This window comes from Neisseria wadsworthii 9715 (assembly GCF_000227765.1).
Taxonomy (GTDB): domain Bacteria; phylum Pseudomonadota; class Gammaproteobacteria; order Burkholderiales; family Neisseriaceae; genus Neisseria; species Neisseria wadsworthii.
Genome location: NZ_JH165159.1, coordinates 1 through 23,817, shown reverse-complemented (window position 1 = coordinate 23,817; position 23,817 = coordinate 1). Strand labels below are relative to the sequence as shown.

Sequence of the window (23,817 nt, the reverse complement as noted above, 5' to 3'; positions counted from 1 at the left end):
AACAATCTTGCAGAAACGGTTGGAGTTGGATGCGGCAGTAAAGAAACGGATGGACACAGTTGTTTCAAATATGCAGAAAAACTATCTGCACCGGCTATGCATTCATCGCTTGCATTAGATGAAGCAGCAATGGAAATTGTGGGCTAAATTGATGAATAATAACTTTGGCTTTTGATTAATTTGCCGAAAGCCGTAATAAACGTTAATTATCCTTAACCATGCCTGTCTGAAAACCTATATCTGGTTTTCAGACAGGCATTTTATTTTATCGCGGCAAGCGGGCGGTAAGCTAAGGCTGTTGAGCGGTTGCATGGGGTAGGCCATTTTAGACAGGAATAAAATAATTGTTGCGTGGAAGAAAACAATCTCGGGCGGAGTGTTAAATAGCTTAAATGCCTGTCTGAAACAACAACTTTTTCAGACAGGCATAGTCGTATTACAAGAATAATTCAAATGCATGAAATAGCATATTTACCCCCACTTGAAACAGGAGAGTCTATATGAGCAATACCGATACCTTGCAAAACACAACAACGCAACTTGCCGATCAAAACGCAGTGGCCGAAGCTGGCAGAAAGTTGGTGGACGAAAGCGAAGAACTTCATGTGATTTTGCCGCATATTGATATCAAAACCGATATTCATACCGGTAATGTGTTGGACAACGCCCATTATTGGGAAGGCACACAGAAAGTTAAAGCCGAGGGTGCGTCCGTAACAGAGTTCACCTTAGACGGTAAAACCTATCGGCCGGGAGAGGTTGTGAAGGGCGACGAATCAAGCAAGCTTAAAAATTTCACGCTGAATAAAGACGGTTCGTATGTGTTGGAAGTTGAAAACGGCGGCCATATCAGCGGCTTGCAAATCGGCTATAAAGTTGCCGACGGCGATACCACTGTCGATTCCAAAATCAATCTGACCATTGAAAGCTGGGGTGCCCATCTTGATCCTTCGGATGCCGTGGATATCATTGCCAACGACAAAGATTCGTTTTTAGATGCAGGCGAATGGGTGGACGATGCCACCGGTAAAGTGAGCGGCAATGTACTGGAAAACACAGTCAATAAAGCCGGTAAAGAGTTAACGATAGACGGCTTTGTGATTGACGGCATGAAATACAATGCCGGCGATGTGGCGGCGATTTTCGGTATCGGTACGTTTAAATTAAATGCCGACGGCAGCTATGAATTTTCAGTGGAAGGTCAGCGCGTAGATGCTGCCAAAATGCCGGTTATAAGCTATATGATTAACAATGGGGAAGGCACGGAAGATGCTTTGCTCTATATCTCCATCGACCGCAGCCAGATTCCTGATGCGCCTTATGCCGAAGCCAACGACAAGGCCGATCCGATTGTGGATTTGAGCACCACGAAAGTGCTGAGCGGCAGGGTGGACGGCGGCAACGTGCTGGATCAATACGAAGGTGACGATAAACCTTATATCGCCGGTTTCCGTATCGGTAATGTTTATTACGCAGCGGGCCAAACCGTTAAAGTAGAGAATTTGGGCGAGTTTACCATGAACCGCGACGGCTCTTACCGCATCAACGCCAGCGAGATTGCCGATGAAAACGCTTGGGTGCCGAGTGTGGCTTATACCGTAACCAACGGTTATAAAGCATCTTCTTCGCTTATGCGTTTCCAGATTGATAAAGATGATCCGTCTGACGAAGATGAAAACGTAAACAGCACAGAGAAAACGGTAACCGGCCAAGTGTTGGAAAATGCAAACTATACCGTAACCGAATTTACGGTAAACGGCACCGCATATAAAGCCGGCGAAACCGTGCAGATCGAAGGCGTGGGCAGCTTTACTTTGAACGCCGACGGTACTTACACATTGGATGCAAGCAATGCCGCCGCCGGTGTAACCGTGCCTGAAATTGAATATACCGTGAGCAACGGCTTCAAAACCGACACTTCAAGCTTGGAAATTACACTGGGCAGCAGCGCGCCCGAGCAACCTGCTCCTGAACAACCTGCTCCAGAACAGCCAGCACCGGAACAGCCAGCACCGGAACAGCCAGCACCGGAACAGCCAGTACCGGAACAGCCAGTACCGGAACAGCCAGTACCGGAACAGCCAGCTCCAGAACAGCCTGCCCCAGAACAGCCTGCCCCAGAACAGCCTGCCCCAGAACAGCCAGCTCCAGAGCAACCAGCACCGGAACAACCCGGCAACGAAGCTGCCCAAGCGGAATTGGTTGATGAAGATGAAACGCATGGCGAAAATAACGGAAATGTGTTGGATAATGCGTCAAGTACCCTAAACGGCCAGCCCGTAGGCCAATTGAGCGTAACGGGTTTTACGGTTAACGGAATGCACTATGCGGCAGGCGAGTCTGCTCAGTTCGACCAAGGTAGATTTACCTTAAATTCAGACGGCAGCTACACTTTTGACGCCAATGTTTCGCAAACCATATATGATTCACCTGAGATTACTTATACTGTAACCAACGGTGCAAAAACCGATACTTCTACATTGAAGTTCGGTTATGATTGGGGTCATTTGGAAGCGGACGGCCTCGTGCCGCTTGAACATGATTACGAAGTATTGGAAGGCGATAACCGTGCAGGTGCACCGTTTGATGTACGGGGGCTGCATTATGAATCCGACTTGATTATCGGAGACAATTACAAAGATGCTCCCGCAACCAGCGATAAACTCGATGCAGGCAGCGTTTGGTACGGTACTTCCAGCGATATTCTTGTGGGCGACCGTTTGAATATTGATATGTTGGAATGGCAAACGGGTACCACCACCATCAAAGGCAGCAGCTACAATGATGTGGAAAAAGGCTTGGATGACTACATGGAAACAGTCCGTCCGGGCGTGGACAGCGACGAGGCTGTGTATAACTATGTGCGTGAAAACTATGCCAAACTGATGGATACCAATCCTCAGGGCGGTGACGATACCTTAATCGGCAGCCATAACGACGACATCCTAATCGGCAATGCCGGTAACGATACGCTTACCGGCAACGCAGGCAGCGATACCTTTGTGTTTATGATCAATAGCAACAGCGGTCAAGACACGATTACCGACTTTACCGTAGGGAAAGACAAACTCGAGTTTACCGATTTAGTCGATAACAGCCAGCTGATTTGGGATGCCGAAAGCCGCGTATTGAGCTTTACCGGCGAGCAGAATGGCCAAACCTATGAAAACAGCATCACGATCCAACATGCTTCAACCGATACGAAGCTGGAAGATTTGCTGACACCTGCCGCACCGCTTGTTTAACTAGGTAGCATGAATCAATGCCTGTCTGAAAAACTTTTTCAGACAGGCATTGTCGTATTGGGAGAAATAGGATGAATGCATAAATAAAGACTATTCAACACAATACCGCTTATGCCTATCCCTATTTCTGAGGCCGCAACAATACATATACTTAGGAGAATGCACATGGACAATATCGAATTTCAGCACAACCCGCCGCAAGCGGCCAAGCGCAAACCGGCAACATGGTTTGATGACGGCGACGAGCTGCTGCGTTATGTGTTTCCAAGCACAGCGCCTTCGGGCGGTTATGTTCATCAAGGTAATTTGCTGACCAATGCCATTAATAAAGTCGATGGTAAAGACGTGGGCGGCATTACCGTAACCGATTTCACCTTTAACGGCAAAATCTATAAAGCAGGTGAGTTCATCACCGACAAAGGCGACGGCCGCGTGAACAACTTTACCTTGAACCGCGACGGCAGCTATGTGTTGGAATTGGCTACCCAAGACTACGGCCGGTCAGAAATAGTGTATACCGTGAGTAATGGCAAAGAGAGTGTGAAGTCAACGCTTTACATGTTTGCCGATCAAGATTTTGTAGACACAGGCACCTTGTTCGATAAGGGTGAGTGGGTGGATGCAAACACTGCTAAAGTGACCGGTAATGTATTGGAAAATACTCAAAACCAATCTGAAAACGCATTAAAAATCGATGGTTTTGTTATCAACGGCATGAAATACAAAGTGGGCGAAACTGCTGCAATCTACGGCATCGGCACGTTCAAAATGAACGCCGACGGCAGCTATGAGCTGTCGGTGGAAGGCCAGCGTATTAATTCACATAAAATGCCGGCAGTGTCTTATACCGTGAGTAACGGAGAAGAAGCAGAAGATTCCTTGCTTTATATCAATCTCGATTTGAGCAAAATTCCGCCTGCACCGTATGCCGAGGCCAACGATAAGGCAAACGCCCATGTTGATCTGAATACCACCAAAATACTCAGTGGCCGTATTGACAGCGGAAATGTATTAGACAATTATGAGGGCGACGATAAACCTTATATTTCCGGCTTCCGCATCAACAACGCCTACTATGCCACTGGCCAAACCGTGAAAGTGGATAATTTAGGCGAATTCACCATGAACCGTGACGGCTCGTTCACCATCAACGCGAGCGATGTGGCGGATGCAAACAGCCGGATTCCCAGCGTGGCTTATACCGTTACCAACGGATACGGCGCCTCTTCATCGCAAATACATTTCCAGATTGATAAAAACGCACCGGTAGATGCCGATGAAAACATTACCAGCGCTGAAAAAAGCGTAACCGGTAATGTGCTGGAAAACGCACACTTCACCGTAACCGAATTTACGGTAAACGGCACCAGCCATAAAGCAGGCGAAACCGTGCAGATAGAGGGCGTGGGCAGCTTTACGCTGAATGCCGACGGCGCGTATGTTTTGAATGCCGCAACAGAATCTCGGGTTAAATTGCCTGCGATTGAATATACCGTGAGCAACGGTTTTAAAACCGATAAATCCAGCCTGCAAATTACCTTGCAAGGCAGCACGCCGCCCGATCCCGCACAGGCTGAATTGATTGACGGCGACGAAAACGAAACCTTTACCGATATCATTAGAGGCAATGTGCTGGATAATGCCAGCAGCACACTCAACGGTGAAGATGTGGGCTTATTAAGCATTACCGGCTTCACGATTGACGGCATGCGCTATAAAGCAGGCGATACCGTGCAGTTTGACACCGGTAAATTCACATTGAATGCCAATGGCTACTATAAATTCGATGCCAATATGTCGTTTACCAATTTTCAGGCGCCGGAGATTGTTTATACCGTGAGCAACGGTGCCAAAACCGATACATCTGGTTTGAAATTCAGCTACGATTGGTCGCATCTCGAGCCCAACGGCCCGCCTGCGCAGCAATTCGAATTTGTTATCAGCGCAGGAGACAACCGCAACGGAGAAGGCGTAGAGTTCAACGGCAGCATGTTGAAATCCGATTTAATGATTGGCGATAACTACAAAAGCGCTTCAGCAACCGATGACAAACTGGTTGCCGGAGAAGGCTTTGTCCGCGCGGCTAACGACATTCTGATCGGCGACCGCATCAATATAGACCATTTGGAATGGGAACCTTTTGCAGGCGGCGACAAAATCAAAGGCAGCAGCTATGATGATACGCTCAAAGGGCTCACAGATTACCTCGAAGCCATTCGGCCTTCAGGTAACGATTTCGCCGCTTCGCATCAGAAATATCAATATGTGCGCGAAAACTATCTTGACCTGCTCGATACCAATCCCGAAGGCGGCAATGATACCCTGATTGGCGGCCATTTGGACGACATCATCATCGGCAACGCCGGCAATGATACCCTCACCGGCAATGCGGGCAAAGATACCTTTGTGTTTACCATCAACAGCAACAGCGGGCATGATGTGATTACCGATTTCACCAAAGGTTTTGATACCATTAAGTTCAGCGACCTGACCGACCAATCGCAGCTGAATTGGCATGCCGACACAGGCGTACTCAGCTTCACCGGCGTGCAGGACGGGCAAGCCTATGAAAACAGCATCACGATTCAACATGCTTCGCAGGATTTGAAACTGGAAGATATCATTGCTGCCGCCCCCGTTATGGCGTAAACCCGAATGCCTGTCTGAAAACTGTTACCGCCATGCAGCAATGCTGCCGGCTTGTTTTCAGACAGGCATTTAAAAAAACAATGTCCATTTTTATGAAGATTGCCATACACCCTTTAAACGAATTCACCCATCATATCGAAGAGCTGGTGCAGGCACTGTTCACCCAATGGCACGATTTTGCACCGTGGTCGTCGCCGGAAAAAATCCGCGCCTATTACCGACAATACCTCAACCACGAAACCTTGCCATGCGCCTTTGTGGCGGTAGATGCCGACAGCGGCAGGCTGCTGGGCAGCGCCGCGCTGAAACGGCACGACATCGCGCAGCTGCCGCAATATGAACATTGGCTGGGCGATGTGTTTGTGTTGCCGGCGTGGCGCGGAGCGGGTGTGGGCGGCGTGTTGGTACGCCATTGCCTGTCTGAAGCCAAGCAGCTGGGCATTGGAGAGCTTTACCTCTACACGCCCGACGTGCAGGCGGTTTACGAACACTACGGCTGGCGCGAAATCGAAACCCGTTGGTACAACGGGGAGACAGTCAGCGTGATGAAATTGGATTTGGGGCAATATAGTTAAGCCGATTACATGGCAACAGTGCCGTCATACCCGGACTTGACCCGAGTATCTCCTAAAGTTACTGGAACTCAAGATATCCGGGTCAAAGTCAAGCCCGAGTATGGCAAACGTATTGTTTTTAAGTTGATGAACTATAAATGGAGAATGAACGAAGAATGCCTGTCTGAAAACTTTTCAGACAGGCATTGATGATTTAAGCATCAGGCAAGCGGCTCATCCAGATACCGCTGGCCAGGCAAATCACACTGGCAGCTATGCCAATCCACCATTGTTCGGGGAAGCGGACAAACATTATCATGCAGGAAACCGTCATCATCGTCCAAGCAAGGTATTTGGCGCGGCGGGGAATGGCGCGGTTGCGCTCCCAGTTTTGAATCATAGGGCCGAAGTAGCGGTGCCGGTGCAGCCAGCGGTGAAAACGCGGCGAGGCGCGCGCCCAGCATACCGCAGCAAGCAAAACAAAAGGCGTGGTCGGCAACACCGGCAGAAAAATGCCGAGTATGCCCAGAGCTAAGGCAATCGCGCCGAAAAGCCAAAAAACAGAGCGGACTATCATAATCTTACCGTATATGTGTGCGTGCCTGAGGGCAGAGTATAGTCAATCAACTTAACTTTTACTACGGCGTTGCTGCGCCTTGCCGTACTACTTGTACTGTCTGTGGCTTGCTGCCTTGTATTAAAAATGTGTTGATTGACTATATTATTTGTGTTTAACCGGGCAGGCTTGAGGAATGTCAAGCTTTTCCCAGCCTTCGTGCCCCATTTCTTCCAATAAAGCGATATTGCGGCCGAAAATCGCTTCGGCGTCGGGAAACGCTTCGGCAGCTTTGGCAATGCTGTCTTCCCGAATCAGATGCAGCGTGGGGTAGGGCGAGCGGTTGGTGTAGTTGCTGATGTCGTGTTCTTCCGTGCCTTCAAACATAAAGCCGGGGTGAAACGGCGCGATTTGGATGATGCCTTCCAAATCATTGTCGATAACCGCCTGATCGGCGAAATCAAGCATATCGTTGAACTGGTGGAAATCGGCGAACAATCCGGGATGAACCAGCAGGCTGGTTTCGGTTTCTTCCGGCGGCGTTTCTGCCAGAAGTTGCAGCTCACGGTCGAGGTCTTCCAAAAAACCGTCAAGATGCTTGGCATGGCTCACGGCGATGCGCACGCGGTTTTTGGCATAGGGCGCTTTGGCAAAGGGGCAGAGATTCAGCCCGATTACGGCTTTTTCCAGCCAAATGCGGGTATGCTCGATAACGGTTTGGTCGGAAAGTGTCATAACACAATATTGCTTTATAAGAACGGGTTGCAATTATAACCATGCCTGTCTGAAAACACATAAAGTATTTTCAGACAGGCATGGTTGGTGCGGATATTTGTTGGAAAAGGCTTACAGCAACACTTTCTCGATGCCGCCGTTGTTGGCTTTTTCGACAAACTCGTTTTGCCAGTTGTCGCCGAGGATGTGTTTCGCCATTTCCACCACGATGTAGTCGGCGGGCATGGTGTTGTCGTCGGTGTAGCGGCTCAAACCTTGCAGGCAGGCGGGGCAGGAGGTGAGCATTTTTACCGGCTCGCCCTGCGGCAGCTGCTTGAGGTTTTTCTCGATTTCTTCCTGTTTGCGGAATTTCACTTGCGTGGCGATGTCGGGGCGTTTGACGGCAAACATGCCCGATTCGCCGCAGCAGCGGTCGCTCAACACCACTTCTTTGCCCATCAGTTCGCTGGTCATTTTGGTGGCGTTCATGGTTTTGATCGGGCTGTGGCAGGGGTCGTGATATAGGTATTGCTGGCCGCTCACGCCGTCGAGCTTGATGCCTTTTTCCAATAAAAATTCATGAATATCAATGATGCGGCAGCCGGGGAAAATGTCTTCGAAGCGGTATTTTTCCAGCTGGTCGTAACAGGTGCCGCAGCTCACGACCACGGTTTTGATGTCGAGGTAGTTTAAGGTGTTGGCCAAACGGTGGAAGAGCACGCGGTTTTCGGTGGTCATCTGTTCGGCTTTGTCGTGGTTGCCGCCTGCGTCTTGCGGATAGCCGCAGCAGAGGTAGCCCGGCGGCAGCACGGTTTGTACGCCGGCATGCCACAGCATGGCTTGCGTGGCCAAGCCGACTTGGCTGAACAGGCGCTCGGAACCGCAGCCGGGGAAGTAGAACACGGCTTCGCTGTCTTCGGGCAGTTGCGGGTTGCGGATAATCGGCACGGTTTTGTTGTCTTCGATGTTCAGCCAAGCGCGCGCGGTTTTAATCGGCACATGGCGCGGCAGCGGGCGGTTGATGAAGTGAACCACTTGCTCTTTAATCGGCGAGCCGCCCGTGGTGGCTTTGGGGGCTTTTTTCAGACGGCCTGCTCCGATGTGGGCTTTTTTGCCCCAGTTGTAGGCCAGATTCTGCAATTTGAAACCGGCTTCCACCACGCCTTTGCGCAACACTTGGATGGTGCGCGGGTCTTTGGCATTGAGGAAGGCCATGCCGGCGGCAACGGCGGGGTTGAACTTGCGTTTGCCGGTTTTGCGCAGATAGTTGCGGATGGCTACGGTTACGTCGCCGAAATCGATGTTGACGGGGCAGGGTTTCACGCAGCGGTGGCACACGGTGCAGTGGTCGCCGAGGTCGTTTAATTCGTCGAAGTGGCGCAGCGATACGCCGCGGCGGGTTTGTTCTTCGTATAAAAATGCTTCGGTTAGCAAACCGACACCGAGGATTTTGTTGCGCGGGCTGTACAGCAGGTTGGCGCGCGGCACATGGGTGCTGCACACGGGTTTGCACTTGCCGCAGCGCAGGCAGTCTTTTACCGATTCGGCGATGGTGCCGAGGTCGGACTGTTCCATAATCAGCGATTCTACGCCGAGCAACTCGAATGAGGGCGTGTAGGCGTTGCGCAAATCCGAGCCGCGCATCAGTTTGTGGCGGTTGAAGCGGCCTTGCGGATCGACTTTGGCTTTGTAGTCCCAGAAGGGCTGCATTTCTTCGTCGGTGAGGAATTCGAGCTTGGTAATGCCGATGCCGTGTTCGCCGGAAATCACGCCGTTGAGGCTGCGGGCGATTTTCATGATGCGTTCCACCGCTTTATGGGCGGTTTGCAGCATGTCGTAATCGTCTGAATTCACGGGAATATTGGTATGGACGTTGCCGTCGCCCGCGTGCATGTGCAGGGCGACGAACACGCGCCCGCGTACCACGCGGCTGTGAATCTTGGCCAAACCTTCCATGATTTTGGTGTCGGCCTTGCCGCTGAAGATTTCAGACAGGGGTTTCATTACGTCGGCTTTAATCGACACGCGCAGGCGGAAATCGCGGAAGGCAATGAAGCAGCTTTCTTCGTCTTTCGCTTCGGGCGCGGCGTGGACGGCATGGCCGTAGCGTTGTTTGTATTCGCCCAAAGGCGTGTCGAGGTTGCTAAGCAGCCATTCCCAACGCTCTTTCACGGCGGAAACGTGTTGGAGCGCGTGTTTGGCGCGTTCGCCCAACAATTCGCTGCCGGGCAGGTCGGTGCCCATTTTGTCCACCGGCAGGCGGCCTTGCAGGTATTGTTGTAGGGCGTTGCACAAAGCCAGTTTGTTTTTAATCGACAGTTCGATGTTGATGCGCTCGATGCCGTCTGAATACTCGCCCAAACGCTCCAGCGGAATCACTACGTCTTCATTGATTTTAAAGGCGTTGGTGTGTTTGGCGATGGCGGCGGTGCGGCTGCGGTCGAGCCAGAAGGTTTTGCGCGCTTCGGGGGTAACGGCGATAAAGCCTTCGCCGTCGCGGGCTTGCGCCAGTTTGACGATATGCTCGGCGGCATCGGCTACGGCGGCTTCGTCGTCGCTCACAATGTCGGCAATCAGCACCATTTTCGGGCGGCCTTTACCCGCCGCTTTGGTGGCGTAGCCGACCGCGCGCACATAGCGCCAGTCGAGATGTTCCAAACCGGCCAGCTTCACGCTGCCGTGGCCGAGCATGTAGTCGCGGATTTCCACGATAGACGGCGTGGCGTTGGCAACCGTGCCGAAAAATTCCAAGCACACGGTGCGGATGTATTTCGGCATGGTGTGCAGCACGAAGGCCACGCTGGTGATGATGCCGTCGGTGCCTTCTTTTTGTACGCCGGGCAGGCCGCTGAGGAATTTGTCGGTAACGTCTTTGCCGAGGCCGACTTTGCGGAATTTGCGGCCGTCGATTTCCAAGCGTTCGGTTTTAACGATGTTGAGGCCGTCTGAATCCAATGTGTGCACATCGAAAACGGCGGTTTTTTCGTCGTGGATTTTGCCGAAGTTGTGGCGCACACGCTCGATTTTCAGCCATTCGCCTTGCGGGTTGACCATTTTCCAGTAGGCAAGGTTATCGAGTGCAGTACCCCACAATACGGCTTTTTTACCACCCGCGTTCATGGCCACGTTGCCGCCCACGCAGGAAGCGTCGGCGGAAGTCGGGTCAACCGCGAATACCAGTTTGGCAGCAGTGGCGGTTTCCTCCACCCGACGCGTTACCACGCCCGCGCCGCAATGGATAATCGGGTGCTTGCCTTCCAAGCCGGGCAGTTCCACATATTCCACGCCGTTGTGTTTGTCGAGTTTTTCGGTGTTGATAACCGCACTCATGGCATCGAGCGGCACCGCGCCGCCAGTATAGCCCGTGCCGCCGCCGCGCGGAATGATGGTTAAATCCAGCTCGATTAAGGCTTTCACCAAAGGCGCGACTTCGGCTTCGGTGTCGGGATTCACCACCACAAACGGATATTCCACGCGCCAGTCGGTAGCGTCGGTAACGTGCACCACGCGGGCGAGGCCGTCGAACATGATGTTGTCTTTTTGGGTGATTTTGGAGAGACGCGCCAGAATCTGTTCGCGCTTTTTGCGGGTAGTTTCAAAGCTTTCGTCAAACCGCGCCACAGCCGCTTCGGCTGCTTTCAATAATTCGGCAACTTGCTCGTTGTCGTCGCGGCGCTTTTGGATTTCGTTTAAGCGGTGGCGCATTTCTTTCACCAAAGCTTCGCGGCGGTTGGGGTGTTCGAGCAGGTCGTCCACCAAATAAGGATTGCGCATCACCACCCAAATATCGCCCAACACTTCAAACAGCATCCGCGCCGAGCGGCCGGTTCTGCGCTGGCCGCGCAGGATTTGCAGCACGTTCCACGCTTCTTCGCCCAAAAGGCGGATCACGATTTCACGGTCGGAATAAGATGTGTAGTTGTAGGGGATTTCGCGTATGCGTTGTTGTGTGGTCATGGCGGGCGGTTCCGTTTTTCTATTTATTTGCTAATTATAAATTATTGGATTTGTTTTGATAGGTGATAGTTTGATTTTTTATGTCCGGCAAATGGGGTTTGCTGTGCCCGGATGTCGGGTGGTTTACTCGGTTTTTTATCTGTTTTTGCTGCTCGGGTAAGGTGGTGCGTGTGCTGCTGGTGTCTTGGGAAAGCTGCTAATGTAGTGTAATTTAAGCTTTTTTTCAATTGAAATTTATAGTGGAAGCATATGCACTATTTTCATGAAGTGAAAAATTTGTCAACAATTTTCAATATGTTGGCAATCCAATCATGGGCGCTGCCGGCTTTGTAAATCGGTGTCTATCAGTTAGAATAAAACCTGATTTGAGAGCTGGTGTTTTCAGACAGGCATTGTATCGGATGCGCACAATGCCTGTCTGAAAACACCATTCGGTGCAAAATTTGTAGATATGTAGAGAAAGCTATGAGCCAATACGTTTATTCCATGCTGCGCGTGAGCAAAGTGGTGCCGCCGCAAAAGACCATTATTAAAGACATTTCCTTGTCGTTTTTCCCGGGCGCGAAAATCGGCCTGCTCGGTTTGAACGGCGCGGGCAAATCCACCGTGTTGCGCATTATGGCAGGCGTAGATAAAGAGTTTGAAGGTGAAGCCGTGCCGATGAGCGGCATCAAAATCGGCTATCTGCCGCAAGAACCGGAGCTGGATCCTGAAAAAACCGTGCGCGAAGAAGTGGAAAGCGGCTTGGGAGAAGTGGCGGCCGCGCAGAAGCGTTTGGAAGAAGTGTATGCCGCGTATGCCGATCCGGATGCCGACTTTGATGCGCTGGCGGAAGAACAGGGTCGTTTGGAGGCGATTATCGCCGCAGGTTCTTCAAGCGGCGGCGGTATGGAGCATGAATTGGAAATCGCCGCCGATGCGCTGCGCCTGCCCGAATGGGATGCCAAAATCGGCAATCTTTCCGGTGGTGAAAAACGCCGCGTGGCCTTGTGCAAGCTGTTGTTGAGCAAGCCGGATATGCTGCTTTTGGACGAGCCGACCAACCACTTGGATGCCGAATCGGTGGAGTGGCTCGAGCAGTTTTTGGTGCGCTTCCCCGGCACGGTAGTGGCCGTTACGCACGACCGTTATTTCTTGGATAACGCCGCCGAATGGATTCTCGAGCTTGACCGCGGTCACGGCATTCCGTGGAAAGGCAATTACTCTTCTTGGCTGGAGCAGAAAGAAAAACGCTTGGAAAACGAAGCTAAAACCGAAGCCGCCCGCCTGAAAGCCATGAAACAGGAGTTGGAATGGGTGCGCCAAAATGCCAAAGGCCGCCAAGCCAAATCCAAAGCGCGTTTGGCCCGCTTTGAAGAAATGTCCAATTATGAATACCAAAAACGCAATGAAACGCAGGAAATCTTTATTCCCGTGGCCGAGCGTTTGGGTAATGAAGTGATCGAGTTTGTAAACGTGAGCAAGTCGTTCGGCGACAAGCTCTTAATCGACGATTTGAGCTTCAAAGTGCCGCCCGGTGCGATTGTCGGCATCATCGGCCCCAACGGCGCGGGTAAATCGACCCTGTTTAAAATGATTGCCGGTAAAGAGCAGCCGGACAGCGGCGAAGTGAAAATCGGCCAAACCGTGAAAATGTCGCTGATCGACCAAAGCCGCGAAGGTTTGCAAAATGACAAAACCGTGTTCGACAACATCGCCGAAGGCCGCGATATTCTGCAAGTCGGCCAGTTTGAAATTCCCGCCCGCGCTTACTTGGGCCGTTTCAACTTCAAAGGCAGCGACCAAAGCAAGCTGGCCGGCAACCTTTCCGGCGGTGAACGCGGCCGCCTGCATTTGGCGAAAACTTTGCTGTCGGGCGGTAATGTGCTGCTGCTGGACGAACCTTCCAATGATTTGGACGTGGAAACCCTGCGTGCGCTGGAAGATGCTTTGCTGGAATTTGCCGGCAGCGTGATGGTGATTTCGCACGACCGCTGGTTCCTCGACCGTATCGCCACCCACATTCTGGCTTGCGAAGGCGACTCGAAATGGGTGTTCTTCGACGGCAACTATCAGGAATACGAAGCCGATAAAAAACACCGCTTGGGTGAAGAGGGCGCCAAACCGAAACGGATTCGTTATAAGCCGGTAACGCGTTGATTGTGAGTTGAGAAAAATGCCTGTCTGAAAATTTTTTCAGACAAGCATTCGTTTAATGCAACTTAATGATAAACAATCAAGGCGTGATGCCGTTGTTTTTCAAAATTTGGGCAATCTGTTCGCGAACTTTTTGCTGTTTGGTCTCTTCAACCAATTGTTCCCGGATCTGGCCGAAAGGTGGGATTTCAGGGCTTCGTTCTTCTGCGGCAAGTTTAATCAGATAAAACTTGTCTTTGTATCGAACAGGCTCTTTGGTAATTTCGCCGCGTGTCATTGGGGCAATGATTTTGCTGATGGCGGGATCAAGTTCCTGAGGGTGAACAAAGTTGTTTGTATGTTGATTCTGATCAGGGTAGCGTTTGATTAATTCGTCGAAGCTGAGGCCTTTTAGCAATAATTCCTGCGCAGCCTTCGCTTCTTCGGGTGTGTTAAAGGCGATTTGCTGGATTTTTACTGTTCTGGCAATCTGGTCGTAAAACTTGCGTACATCGCTTTCACTGACTTCTGTTTTTTGCTCCAGATATTCGGTATAAGCGCTGGCATATACTTCAGCTTCGATGTTTTTCAATTGGTTTTGCAATTCGGCATCTTTATCCAAGCCTACTTTGATGGCCTCATTTTTTAATACTTCCAAAGTCTGCAAGCGGCGGGTGGCTTGACGACGGATTTCTTCACCGTCAATATTGCCACGGCGGTTTGGATCTTGCTCGGCTTGTTTTAAAAACATGGCGGCCATGCTGTCGATGCGGGCTTTGTCAATTTCAGGAGCGGCAAATGCAACACCTGTGAAGGTTAAGGTAAGAGCGGTTAATAATGCTTTTCTTTTCATGGTGTTTTCTGAAAACAGTATGTTAGCGGGCGGGTTGGATATTGGCTTTTTGCACCAAGCTGTCTACGGCTTCTGCGATGCGGGCTTCTTGCAGATCGCTGCCGATACGCGCTTTGATTTGGTCATAAGGCGGAATGGTAATGTTGCGTTTGTCGTTTACATAAAAAATGGCATAAATTCCATTATTGTCTTGAAGCGGTTTCTCTGTATGCGAACCTTTGCGCAAATTGTGAATTGCCTGATACATAGGTGGATTGGCTTGTTGCAGGTCTTTGAGCGGAACATAGGTGGCTACGATACCGCCGGTTTGCTTGGCTTGGGGATCAATAGAATATTTTGTGGCAACTTCTTGGAAGCTTTTTTTCTTTTTCAATTCGCCAAGGGCTTTTTCGGCATCGTTGCTATTTTGGGTAACGATTTCACCAAGTTGCACTTCTTGTGTGCCTTTGTAATGGTTGGTCAGCCTGTCGTAGGCTTGTTTAACTTCTGTTTCACTAACCGGATTTTTTTGGGTGACATCGGCAAAATAGGCTTGGTTGAGCAGGTCGGTTTCATACATTGCCCATTCTTGTTTGAATGAAGGCTGTTTGTCGGCCCCAGCTTTTTTTGCGGCAGCCCGTGCTTGCTCGGTAGCTTGCTTGTATGCGTTGCTTTGGTCGAGTTTCAGTTTTTTTGCCTCTTGGGCAATTATGGTGCTTACGGCCAGACGGCGGGTAATTTCGTTGCGTAACTCAGGGTTATCGGTAATTTGACCGTTGCTTTGTTGCTGGAGGTTTCGGACAACTGCATCTACGGTGCTGCTGTCTATTTTTGTACCATTTACGGTAACAACGGTTTGTGCCATCAGGCTGCCGGAAAGTACGGCGAGAATAGCGGCAAGATAGGTTTTTTGCATGGTTATACTTTCTACGGGGGATTTAGGGGGTTAGGAAAAATATTCGTCGGGGGTTAATGTGCGCATGCTTAAAGCGTGTATTAAACCTTGTGAAAAAAGGTCTTGCAGAGCTTCTTTTACCATACGCTGCCGGTTTAGACGAGATATTTGATCAAAGTGTTCACTGACCACTGTAATTGAATAATGACCGCCGCCTTTGTTGCCGGCATGCCCGATATGTAAATGGCTGTCATCCTGAAACTCAAACACTTGAGGGTCAAGGAATTGTAAGCGGCTTTGAATCGTGTCTTGCATATCCATTATTGCGCTCAAGATAAAAGTAGGCTGAATTAAAAAACAGCTTTGAAAGGCTTGATTAATATCTCTTCATATACGCCGGCGTCCACATAAGGATCTGCCTCGGCCCACGCTTGGGCAGCGTCCAAGCTTTCAAATTTGGCAATAATCAGGCTGCCGGACACACGTTCGGGGTTTTCTGGCAAAGGGTTGGGGCCTGCAGTTAGCAAATCACCTTGTTCTTTTAACTGCTCCAGGCGGGCAAGATGGGAGGGGCGGGCGGCTACTCGTGCTTCATGCACATTTTCTCCGTCGGTTGCCAGTAGCATGAAATATTGTTTGCTCATTATTGTTGATTCTCCTGAGGAAGATGCCGGCTTAAGTAGAAACCTTGTGCCAGCACAAAGGCCAGCATTAGTCCGGTTGAACCGTACATTTTGTATTGAACCCACACAGGCTCCCGTGCAGGTGTAAAAGGATAGGCTACAGCCAAATTAATTACACCCATAATAAAAAGGAAACTGATCCACATATAGGCTAAACGGTTCCAAATAATGTCCGGTAGTGTTAGTTCCTTTCCCATTAAGGCCTTAAGTCCGTTTTTTTTCATAAAGTGACTGATGGCAATGGCAGCCGCGCCAGCCCAGAAAAGCAAGGTCGGTTTCCACATGATGAATGCGCCGTTTTTGAAAAGAATAGTGGCGCCACCGAATACTACAATTAAAATTAATCCGACTTTTTGCATGGTATCAAGTTTTTTATGCTTCATCCATGCGAAACCGGCCTGAATAATACCGATTACCAGGGCAACTGCAGTTGCCCAAATAATGTTTTTGGTGATGGTGTAAGTAATGAAAAAGAGTATAACGGCAATCAGATCACTTAAAATTTTCATAATGATAGAAAATAGCTTTAATCAATAACCAACGATAAGTTCGTGTAAATAGAGAAGTATCATAACAGAGTAGAAAGGGCTTGGGGCATCAAGATATGTTAAGAAAGCTTAGGGTGGAGTCTCTATTTGCATAAACTACTTAAAGAAACAAATTTAAAGTAGCGTTTAAGTTGCAATCGGTCATTATAATCGGAGTAAAAATATCAAGTTTGCTTGGCAATGCAGCCTAATCAAATATATCATACGGGAGTTATTTTAAATTGCTATCAAATTTCGCAGAGTCATGGATAATGATTTCTGCATGAATGTGTATACGTGAAAATCCAGCTTGGGGGGCAAGTTTTGAAAATCAACAGTCGTATAAAACTGATCGCATTATCCGTTTCTATGATTGTTTCTTTGGGTGCGGTTGCTGCGCCGGAAACAAATATGCCGGATGCTTCTGCGAAGCAGGAAAAGGGTCATTATACTGTTCGTCAAGGTGAAACTTTGGCTCAGATTGCTGCCCGTTTCCGCCCCGCTGATGCAAGCTTGAACGAAACAATCCGTGCATTGGTTAAAGCCAATCCCAGAGCCTTTAAAAACGGTAATATTAATTTTATCCGCGCGGGTGAGGTGTTGGTTATACCTTCATCACTTGAGTTGTCTAAGCTGGATGGGCAGCCTGCTATTGATAAAAGAACGGCACCTCCTGCTTCAGATTCAGCTGCAAGCCAAGTTAAGCAGTTTCCTGTCATTGTTCCTGTAGAGCCGAAAACTGTCGAACCAGTTAAGCCTGTTGAAGTGCCCAAGCCAGTTGAAGAGAAAAAGCCGCTAGAGATAAAAGCATCAGAAAGTGTTCCGGCAAAACCGGTACAGAAAGCAGAAGAGGTTGTTGCTCCGAAAACAGCTTCAGCCGTACAGCCATCAGCAGATTCAGCGGAAGTTGCCAAAACAACCCAGCCGACTCAAGCAGAGCAGGCCGATAAGGAAAAAGCAGAAGCTTTACCTCCTGTGGAAGCAGAAGAGAAAGAAAAAAGCAGATCATCTTTGTTGTGGGTAGTTTTATTAGGCATTGGTTTGTTGGGGTTGTTCATCTTCAACAAAATGAAAGGCAATAAAAAACCTAAGGATGTTTTTGTTGATGAGAATTTAAATGAGCCTGAGCCTGTAGAAAAAACAACACAAACAGTTGCGCCAGTTGCTGGTGCAGCGGCTGTGTCTGAGGTTAAGGATGAAGAAGAGAGTATCTTTTTCAGTGATGTAGAGCAAGCGAAGCAACCTAAAGAAGTACCTGCCGGTGAAGTAGATATTGACTTGAGTGCACTAGATGATCAAGGCGGTATCGTTAGCAGTGCAGTAACAAATGATGAAGAAACCAATAAGCGTCGTGATGCAGATTGGGACGAGATTGAATCAACAGACAGTATCTATGAAGAAGAGCCGACATCTGTAAAAGTTGAGGCAGAAGAAGATATTGTTGATGTAGAGGTTGCAGTAAGCGAAGATGATGAGTCCTCTTCTTGTATAGCTGATGCTGAAGATGGTAAGCATGCTCCGTTAGAGTTTGATTTGCCGGAAGAATCCGTTCATATCGAAGTGGCAGAGGAAGTAATTGAAGAAACGGAAGAAGCTTTAGCGGTTGAAGCATCCTCTATTTCTAAAGAAGTTGATGCTGCTCCTGAAGAAGTTGAAACTGCCCTTACTGCTACAACGCTTGAATCATCTGTGGTAAGTGAAGGGCAAGTAGAGGAGCAGCTTGAGGTTGTTGAATCAGTTCAAACAGTAGAGGAACCAAAAGCAGAAGATACCCACGCTTTCCCTGCGTCGGAAGTGGAGTCGGAAGCACAACGAGTAGAAATTCAAGAAATTCAACCTGAAGATGATGAAGGCCCGTTAAGCCTTGATCAATCTGGATTGGTTGTGGAAGCGGGTGATGTTGCAGCCGAAGAAGATTTCTCTAATACACATATTACAGAAGCAGATGATGACACCGTTATTGAATGGGATAGCGTTCAATTTGGGGATGCTGATGGAAATGTAGGTTTTGTTTCAGAGTCTGTGGGTATGACGGCACCCTTGGAAGCTAAATATGAATTGGCTCAAATGTACATTGAGATTGGTGACCCTGATGCTGCTCGTGAAACGTTAAATGAATTAGTAGAGGAGGCCAGCGGTGATATTCTGGCTAAATCTAAAGCATTATTGGCAGAATTAGGTTAATGCCTGTCTGAAAATTTGAAAAGCCTGAGTTAAGCTCAGGCTTTTTCTGTATGATGTTTGTTGGGTAGATTTAAAGAGAATTTGGAATACGATAATAATGGATAAGACAATTGATATTGAGGAATATAAGCAAAGATGGGCGTTGATATTGTCTTATGATGGTAGCCGATTTTTTGGATGGCAAAAACAGGCTGATGGTGTGTTAACAGCTCAAGAAGCATTAGAGCAAGCAATCGGCAATATTGCGGGAGAGCCAATTAACGTTATTGCGGCGGGTAGAACCGATACAGGAGTGCATGCAAGTGCTCAAGTGGTTCATTTTGATGCTTTGGTAAAGCGTCCGCCACAAGCTTGGGTACGCGGTGTGAATACTTATTTGCCACAAGGTTTGGCAGTGTTGCAGGCAATAGCAGTAGATTCGTGTTTTCATGCACGCTTTGATGCAACCGGTCGACGCTACCGTTATGTTTTGCAATCTTCTGCTGTCCGCTCCCCTTTGTTAATAGGCAAGGTGGGGTGGACGCATAATGTGTTGGATATGAGTGCGATGAAAGATGCGGTTACTTGTTTGGTAGGAGAGCATGATTTCTCTAGCTTTCGAGCATCACAGTGTCAGGCGAAATCTCCGGTTAAAACGCTTTATAGTGCGAAATTAAGTGGTCGGCCTTCTTTGATGATGTTGGATTTGCATGGTAATGCGTTTTTGCATCATATGGTTCGGAATATAGTGGGGGCGCTGGTGTATGTAGGAAGTGGTCGATTAACTGTGCGGCAATTTAAAGATTTGATTGCAGAAAAAAGCCGTATGAAAGCACCGCCTACGTTTATGCCTGATGGTTTATATTTAACAGGTGTGGATTATCCTGATAAATGGGGCGTGAAGACGCCGTCGATACCAGATTGGCTTTGGTCTGTGTAAAAGATAATGCCTGTCTGAAATTTTTCAGACAGGCATTTGAGGTAGAGTGCCTAAATTATTACGTTGTATAGTTTTGTAAGACTAAACGTGTCAATATCCTATCAGATAGGCTTAATTTAAGAAACCGATATTTGTGAGAGGAACGACGAAATGGCTGCCCGCCAAGATATCCTTGATTGGTGTGACGATACCCTGCAAGTTACAAACTTTTCTGACTATGCTCCGAATGGACTTCAAGTTGAAGGCTGTTCCAAAGTTGAGAGAATTGTGACTTCTGTAACTGCAAGCTTTGCAGCAATAGAATATGCAGCTACCCAACAAGCCGATATGTTGCTTGTGCATCATGGCATGTTTTGGAGAAGTGAGCCCGTAACCATTACTGGTTGGAAAAAGCAGCGCATTGCAACTTTGCTGCAACACCAAATTAATATGGTGGGTTACCATCTGCCTCTGGATGCACATCCTAAATTAGGAAATAATGCCCAGCTTGCTAAACGAATGGGCTGGATTGTAGAAAAACAGACGGGAGAGCAAAATTTATTGAATATAGGATGCCTGTCTGAAACGCAGTCTTTAACAGTAGTTGCAGCCATGTTGGCTCATGAATTAGAGCGTGAGCCTATTGTTGTGGGAAATAATTCTAAAGAAATTAGGAAATTGGCGTGGTGTACTGGTGGGGCTCAGAATTTTTTCCAACAAGCTATCGATGAAGGTGTAGATGCCTATATCACCGGTGAAATTTCTGAAGCACAATACCATTTGGCTAATGAAACAGGTGTTGCATTTATTAGCGCAGGCCATCATGCAACCGAACGTTATGGCGTGCAGGCTTTAGGCGAAGCGATTAAAAGCCGTTTTGGCGTGGAGCTTTACTGTTTTGATGAGCAAAACCCTGCTTGAAATCAAAGTTTACTGTAAAACTTTACGTTATTTTAAATAATACTTTAAGTCTATAGGCAAAATCGGTTAGAATTACGTAGTTTAATGGCTCGGTATTCCCAAATAATTTAGGATGACTAAATAAATGGATAACAAAGAAATCAACACAAGCCGCCGCCGCTTTTTAACGTTGGCAACAGCAGGCGCCGGCGGAGTAGCAGCAGTTGGCGTGGCAACACCGCTTTTGGCCAGCTTCTTTCCGTCGGAAAAAGCCAAAGCAGCAGGAGCACCTGTAGAAATTGACGTAAGCAAAATTGAAGCAGGTCAGCTTACAACTGCGGAATGGCAAGGTAAACCGATTTGGGTGGTAAACCGGACGGAGCAGCAGATTAAAGATCTGCCAACTCTTAACGGTGCGCTGACTGACCCTAATTCAAACGATGAGCAGCAACCGGAGTATTGTAAAAATCCGTTGCGTTCTATTAAGCCCAATATTTGGGTTTCTATCGGCATCTGTACGCATTTGGGATGCTCGCCAACCTACCGTCCCGACATTGCGCCGGCTGATTTGGGTGCAGACTGGAAAGGCGGGTTCTTCTGCCCTTGTCACGGTTCAAAATTTGATTTAGCAGGCCGCGTGTACAAAGGTGTTCCTGCACCAACCAATCTGGTTATTCCTCCTTATAAATATCTGAGTGATACCACAATCTTAGTGGGCGAAGACTAAAATATAAAGGGACTCAATCATGGCAAACCAAACCAATAATGAAAACAAATCATTGTTAGGCTGGGTAGACGCACGTTTCCCTTTGTCTAAAATGATGAAAGAGCACGTAACCGAGTATTACGCGCCTAAAAACTTCAACTTCTGGTATTTCTTCGGCTCGTTGGCCATGCTTGTACTGGTCATTCAAATTGTCAGCGGTATTTTTCTGACAATGAACTATAAGCCGGATGGTAATCTAAATTCTTATCATATGCCTGCTGCATTCACTGCGGTGGAATATATCATGCGGGATGTTTCCGGTGGTTGGATTATTCGTTACATGCACTCTACCGGCGCATCCATGTTCTTTGTGGTGGTATATTTGCATATGTTCCGTGGTCTGATTTATGGTTCATTCAAAAAGCCGCGTGAATTAGTTTGGGTTTTCGGTTCGTTGATTTTCCTGGCCTTGATGGCTGAAGCTTTTATGGGTTATCTGCTTCCATGGGGCCAAATGTCATTCTGGGGTGCACAAGTAATTATTAATCTGTTCGCCGCTATTCCTGTAATTGGTCCTGATTTATCTACTTGGATCCGTGGTGATTTCAACGTTTCTGATGCTACACTCAATCGTTTTTTCGCTCTGCATGTGATAGCAGTTCCTTTAGTGTTGGTTGGTTTAGTTGTGGCGCACTTGATTGCTTTGCATGAAGTTGGCTCCAATAACCCTGATGGTGTTGAAATCAAAAAATTAAAAGATGAAAACGGTATCCCGCTTGATGGCATTCCTTTCCATCCGTATTACACAGTGAAAGATATTTTAGGTGTTGTGGTATTCCTGATTGTATTTTGTGCTGTTATGTTTTTTGCACCTGAAGGTGGTGGATATTTCTTAGAAGCGCCTAACTTCGATCCTGCGAATCCGTTGAAAACCCCTGCGCATATTGCGCCTGTATGGTATTTCACACCATTCTATGCAATTTTGCGTGCGGTACCTTCATTTGCAGGTACACAAGTATGGGGTGTATTGGCCATGGGTGCGGCAGTAGTACTGATTGCTCTGTTACCGTGGTTAGATCGTTCACCGGTAAAATCAATTCGTTACCGTGGTCCGGTTTTTAAGGTGATGTTGGTACTGTTTATCATTTCTTTCATTGGCTTGGGTATTTTAGGTGCCAAAGTAGCAACTGATACACGCACGATTGTGTCACAGATTCTTAGCATCATTTACTTTGCTTTCTTCTTATTAATGCCTATTTATACTAAAAAGGATAAAACTCTTCCGGTTCCGGAGCGCGTTACGATGAGTAGTACACGCAATAAGATATTATTCTTTGTGTATGTTGCGATTACCGTAGTAGGTTCATATCTCTTCGCGACTTTAATTTGATGAGGGCAGTAAAAATGAAAAAAATTTGGAAAAACTGGTTTGCTGCCTTGTTATTGACAGCACCAATGAGTATGGCAATCGCAGCAGGTGGCGGCGATTATCCGAAAGTAGAAATTAATTTGGGTGATGAAGTGGCTTTGCAGCGAGGCGCACAAATTTTTACGAATTACTGCCTTTCATGCCACTCTGCAACAGGCATGCGCTTTAACCGGTTGCAAGATATTGGGTTGACTGAGGATCAAATCAAAACGAATCTGATGTTTACTACTGATAAAGTTGGTGATGTGATGCAGTCTGCCATGGCACCTGCTGATGCGAAAAAATGGTTCGGTGCAGAGCCGCCTGATCTAACACTGATTGCCCGTTCTAGAGGGGCTGATTATTTATACGCTTATCTAAGAGGATTTTATAAAGATCCAACTCGCCCAACAGGCTGGAACAATACAGTATTTGATAAAGTAGGTATGCCACACCCATTGTGGGAGCAACAAGGTGTTAAAGCAGTTGAATTAGATGATAAAGGCCAGCCTGTATGGATTAAAAATGAGCATGGTGTTTTGGTGCCTAAGCTTCATTGGGAGACAACAGGTTTACACAGCCGCCGTACACCTGATGGCAAAGTTATTGAAAAGGAATTTGATAACTACGCTAAAGATTTGGTAACTTTCTTAGTTTATATGGGTGAACCGGCACAATTACAACGCAAGCAGTTAGGTTATATTGTCATGATATTCTTGTTTGCTGTTATGCTTCCACTGGCGTATTTTCTGAAAAAAGAATATTGGAAAGATGTGCATTGATTTTCAGTTGGTTATTAAAAAAAGCGAAACTTTAAGTTTCGCTTTTTTACTTTATTGCATGATTAAACAAGATTGAAGTGAAACCTCAAGTATGGATGATATTGTTATTGAGTAAGTGGCTATGACTATATAGAAAACTGTGTGTCAAGGAGCACCTATGTTAGTTTTCTGAAGAAAAACATGCCTGTCTGAAAGCTATATTTCAGGCAGAC

General features: G+C 47.9%; 19 protein-coding genes. 11 read left to right on the top strand and 8 right to left on the bottom strand.

Going from position 1 to position 23,817, the window contains the following annotated elements; all coding sequences use genetic code 11:
- Window positions 1-500: 500 nt before the first annotated feature.
- The 4 genes from HMPREF9370_RS12365 (at window position 501) to HMPREF9370_RS11895 (ending at window position 6,658) form a co-directional block, all read left to right on the top strand.
- Window positions 501-3,245, top strand: a complete 2,745-nt coding sequence (locus tag HMPREF9370_RS12365; RefSeq protein ID WP_009115166.1) for a M10 family metallopeptidase C-terminal domain-containing protein — start codon at window positions 501-503, stop codon at window positions 3,243-3,245.
- A gap of 165 nt (window positions 3,246-3,410) precedes the next feature.
- Complete coding sequence (locus tag HMPREF9370_RS00085; protein ID WP_040666700.1) at window positions 3,411-5,894, top strand: hypothetical protein; 2,484 nt, start codon at window positions 3,411-3,413, stop codon at window positions 5,892-5,894.
- A gap of 92 nt (window positions 5,895-5,986) precedes the next feature.
- On the top strand, window positions 5,987-6,469 hold the full coding sequence (locus HMPREF9370_RS00080; protein WP_040667231.1) for a GNAT family N-acetyltransferase: 483 nt from the start codon (window positions 5,987-5,989) through the stop codon (window positions 6,467-6,469).
- Between the two features lie 9 nt (window positions 6,470-6,478).
- Window positions 6,479-6,658 carry a hypothetical protein gene (locus tag HMPREF9370_RS11895; RefSeq protein WP_156792940.1) on the top strand — a complete coding sequence of 60 codons (180 nt, stop codon included), beginning with the start codon at window positions 6,479-6,481 and terminating at the stop codon, window positions 6,656-6,658.
- Window positions 6,659-6,662: 4 nt separating this feature from the next.
- Here the strand turns inward: HMPREF9370_RS11895 and HMPREF9370_RS00075 are convergent, their stop codons facing one another.
- The 3 genes from HMPREF9370_RS00075 to HMPREF9370_RS00065 form a co-directional block, all read right to left on the bottom strand.
- On the bottom strand, window positions 6,663-7,025 hold the full coding sequence (locus HMPREF9370_RS00075; RefSeq protein WP_009115162.1) for a YbaN family protein: 363 nt from the start codon (window positions 7,023-7,025) through the stop codon (window positions 6,663-6,665).
- Window positions 7,026-7,169: 144 nt separating this feature from the next.
- Window positions 7,170-7,739, bottom strand: a complete 570-nt coding sequence (locus HMPREF9370_RS00070; RefSeq protein WP_009115161.1) for a DUF1415 domain-containing protein — start codon at window positions 7,737-7,739, stop codon at window positions 7,170-7,172.
- 111 nt (window positions 7,740-7,850) lie between these two features.
- Window positions 7,851-11,675, bottom strand: a complete 3,825-nt coding sequence (locus HMPREF9370_RS00065) for a DUF3683 domain-containing protein (protein ID WP_009115160.1) — start codon at window positions 11,673-11,675, stop codon at window positions 7,851-7,853.
- 465 nt (window positions 11,676-12,140) lie between these two features.
- Between HMPREF9370_RS00065 and ettA the strand changes: the two genes are divergently transcribed.
- A complete protein-coding gene (gene ettA / locus HMPREF9370_RS00060; RefSeq protein ID WP_040666697.1) occupies window positions 12,141-13,814 on the top strand; it encodes an energy-dependent translational throttle protein EttA in 1,674 nt (557 codons plus the stop codon).
- Between the two features lie 76 nt (window positions 13,815-13,890).
- On the opposite strand, the gene HMPREF9370_RS00055 is transcribed toward ettA, so the two are convergent.
- The 5 genes from HMPREF9370_RS00055 to HMPREF9370_RS00035 are packed head-to-tail and all read right to left on the bottom strand — an operon-like array spanning window position 13,891 to window position 16,709.
- Window positions 13,891-14,643 carry a peptidylprolyl isomerase gene (locus HMPREF9370_RS00055; RefSeq protein WP_009115158.1) on the bottom strand — a complete coding sequence of 251 codons (753 nt, stop codon included), beginning with the start codon at window positions 14,641-14,643 and terminating at the stop codon, window positions 13,891-13,893.
- 22 nt (window positions 14,644-14,665) lie between these two features.
- On the bottom strand, window positions 14,666-15,538 hold the full coding sequence (locus HMPREF9370_RS00050) for a peptidylprolyl isomerase (RefSeq protein ID WP_009115157.1): 873 nt from the start codon (window positions 15,536-15,538) through the stop codon (window positions 14,666-14,668).
- Window positions 15,539-15,568: 30 nt separating this feature from the next.
- Window positions 15,569-15,838, bottom strand: a complete 270-nt coding sequence (locus tag HMPREF9370_RS00045; RefSeq protein WP_009115156.1) for a BolA family protein — start codon at window positions 15,836-15,838, stop codon at window positions 15,569-15,571.
- A gap of 29 nt (window positions 15,839-15,867) precedes the next feature.
- A complete protein-coding gene (locus HMPREF9370_RS00040) occupies window positions 15,868-16,161 on the bottom strand; it encodes a YciI family protein (RefSeq protein WP_009115155.1) in 294 nt (97 codons plus the stop codon).
- Window positions 16,161-16,709: a septation protein A gene (locus tag HMPREF9370_RS00035; protein WP_009115154.1), complete on the bottom strand. Its 549-nt coding sequence runs from the start codon at window positions 16,707-16,709 to the stop codon at window positions 16,161-16,163. Before HMPREF9370_RS00035 ends, HMPREF9370_RS00040 begins: the two co-directional genes overlap by 1 nt.
- Window positions 16,710-17,024: 315 nt before the next feature.
- Between HMPREF9370_RS00035 and HMPREF9370_RS00030 the strand changes: the two genes are divergently transcribed.
- The 6 genes from HMPREF9370_RS00030 (at window position 17,025) to HMPREF9370_RS00005 (ending at window position 23,605) form a co-directional block, all read left to right on the top strand.
- Window positions 17,025-18,911 carry a FimV/HubP family polar landmark protein gene (locus HMPREF9370_RS00030; RefSeq protein WP_009115153.1) on the top strand — a complete coding sequence of 629 codons (1,887 nt, stop codon included), beginning with the start codon at window positions 17,025-17,027 and terminating at the stop codon, window positions 18,909-18,911.
- Between the two features lie 97 nt (window positions 18,912-19,008).
- Window positions 19,009-19,830, top strand: coding sequence for a tRNA pseudouridine(38-40) synthase TruA (truA, locus tag HMPREF9370_RS00025; RefSeq protein ID WP_009115152.1), 822 nt, complete (start codon window positions 19,009-19,011; stop codon window positions 19,828-19,830).
- 150 nt (window positions 19,831-19,980) lie between these two features.
- Window positions 19,981-20,730: a Nif3-like dinuclear metal center hexameric protein gene (locus HMPREF9370_RS00020; RefSeq protein ID WP_009115151.1), complete on the top strand. Its 750-nt coding sequence runs from the start codon at window positions 19,981-19,983 to the stop codon at window positions 20,728-20,730.
- 124 nt (window positions 20,731-20,854) lie between these two features.
- Window positions 20,855-21,436: a ubiquinol-cytochrome c reductase iron-sulfur subunit gene (gene petA / locus HMPREF9370_RS00015; protein WP_009115150.1), complete on the top strand. Its 582-nt coding sequence runs from the start codon at window positions 20,855-20,857 to the stop codon at window positions 21,434-21,436.
- A gap of 19 nt (window positions 21,437-21,455) precedes the next feature.
- The gene (locus HMPREF9370_RS00010) at window positions 21,456-22,805 is read left to right on the top strand and encodes a cytochrome b (RefSeq protein ID WP_009115149.1); all 1,350 of its coding nucleotides are present in this window, start codon (window positions 21,456-21,458) and stop codon (window positions 22,803-22,805) included.
- Between the two features lie 14 nt (window positions 22,806-22,819).
- Complete coding sequence (locus tag HMPREF9370_RS00005) at window positions 22,820-23,605, top strand: cytochrome c1 (RefSeq protein WP_174262993.1); 786 nt, start codon at window positions 22,820-22,822, stop codon at window positions 23,603-23,605.
- The last annotated feature ends 212 nt before the right edge of the window (window positions 23,606-23,817 follow it).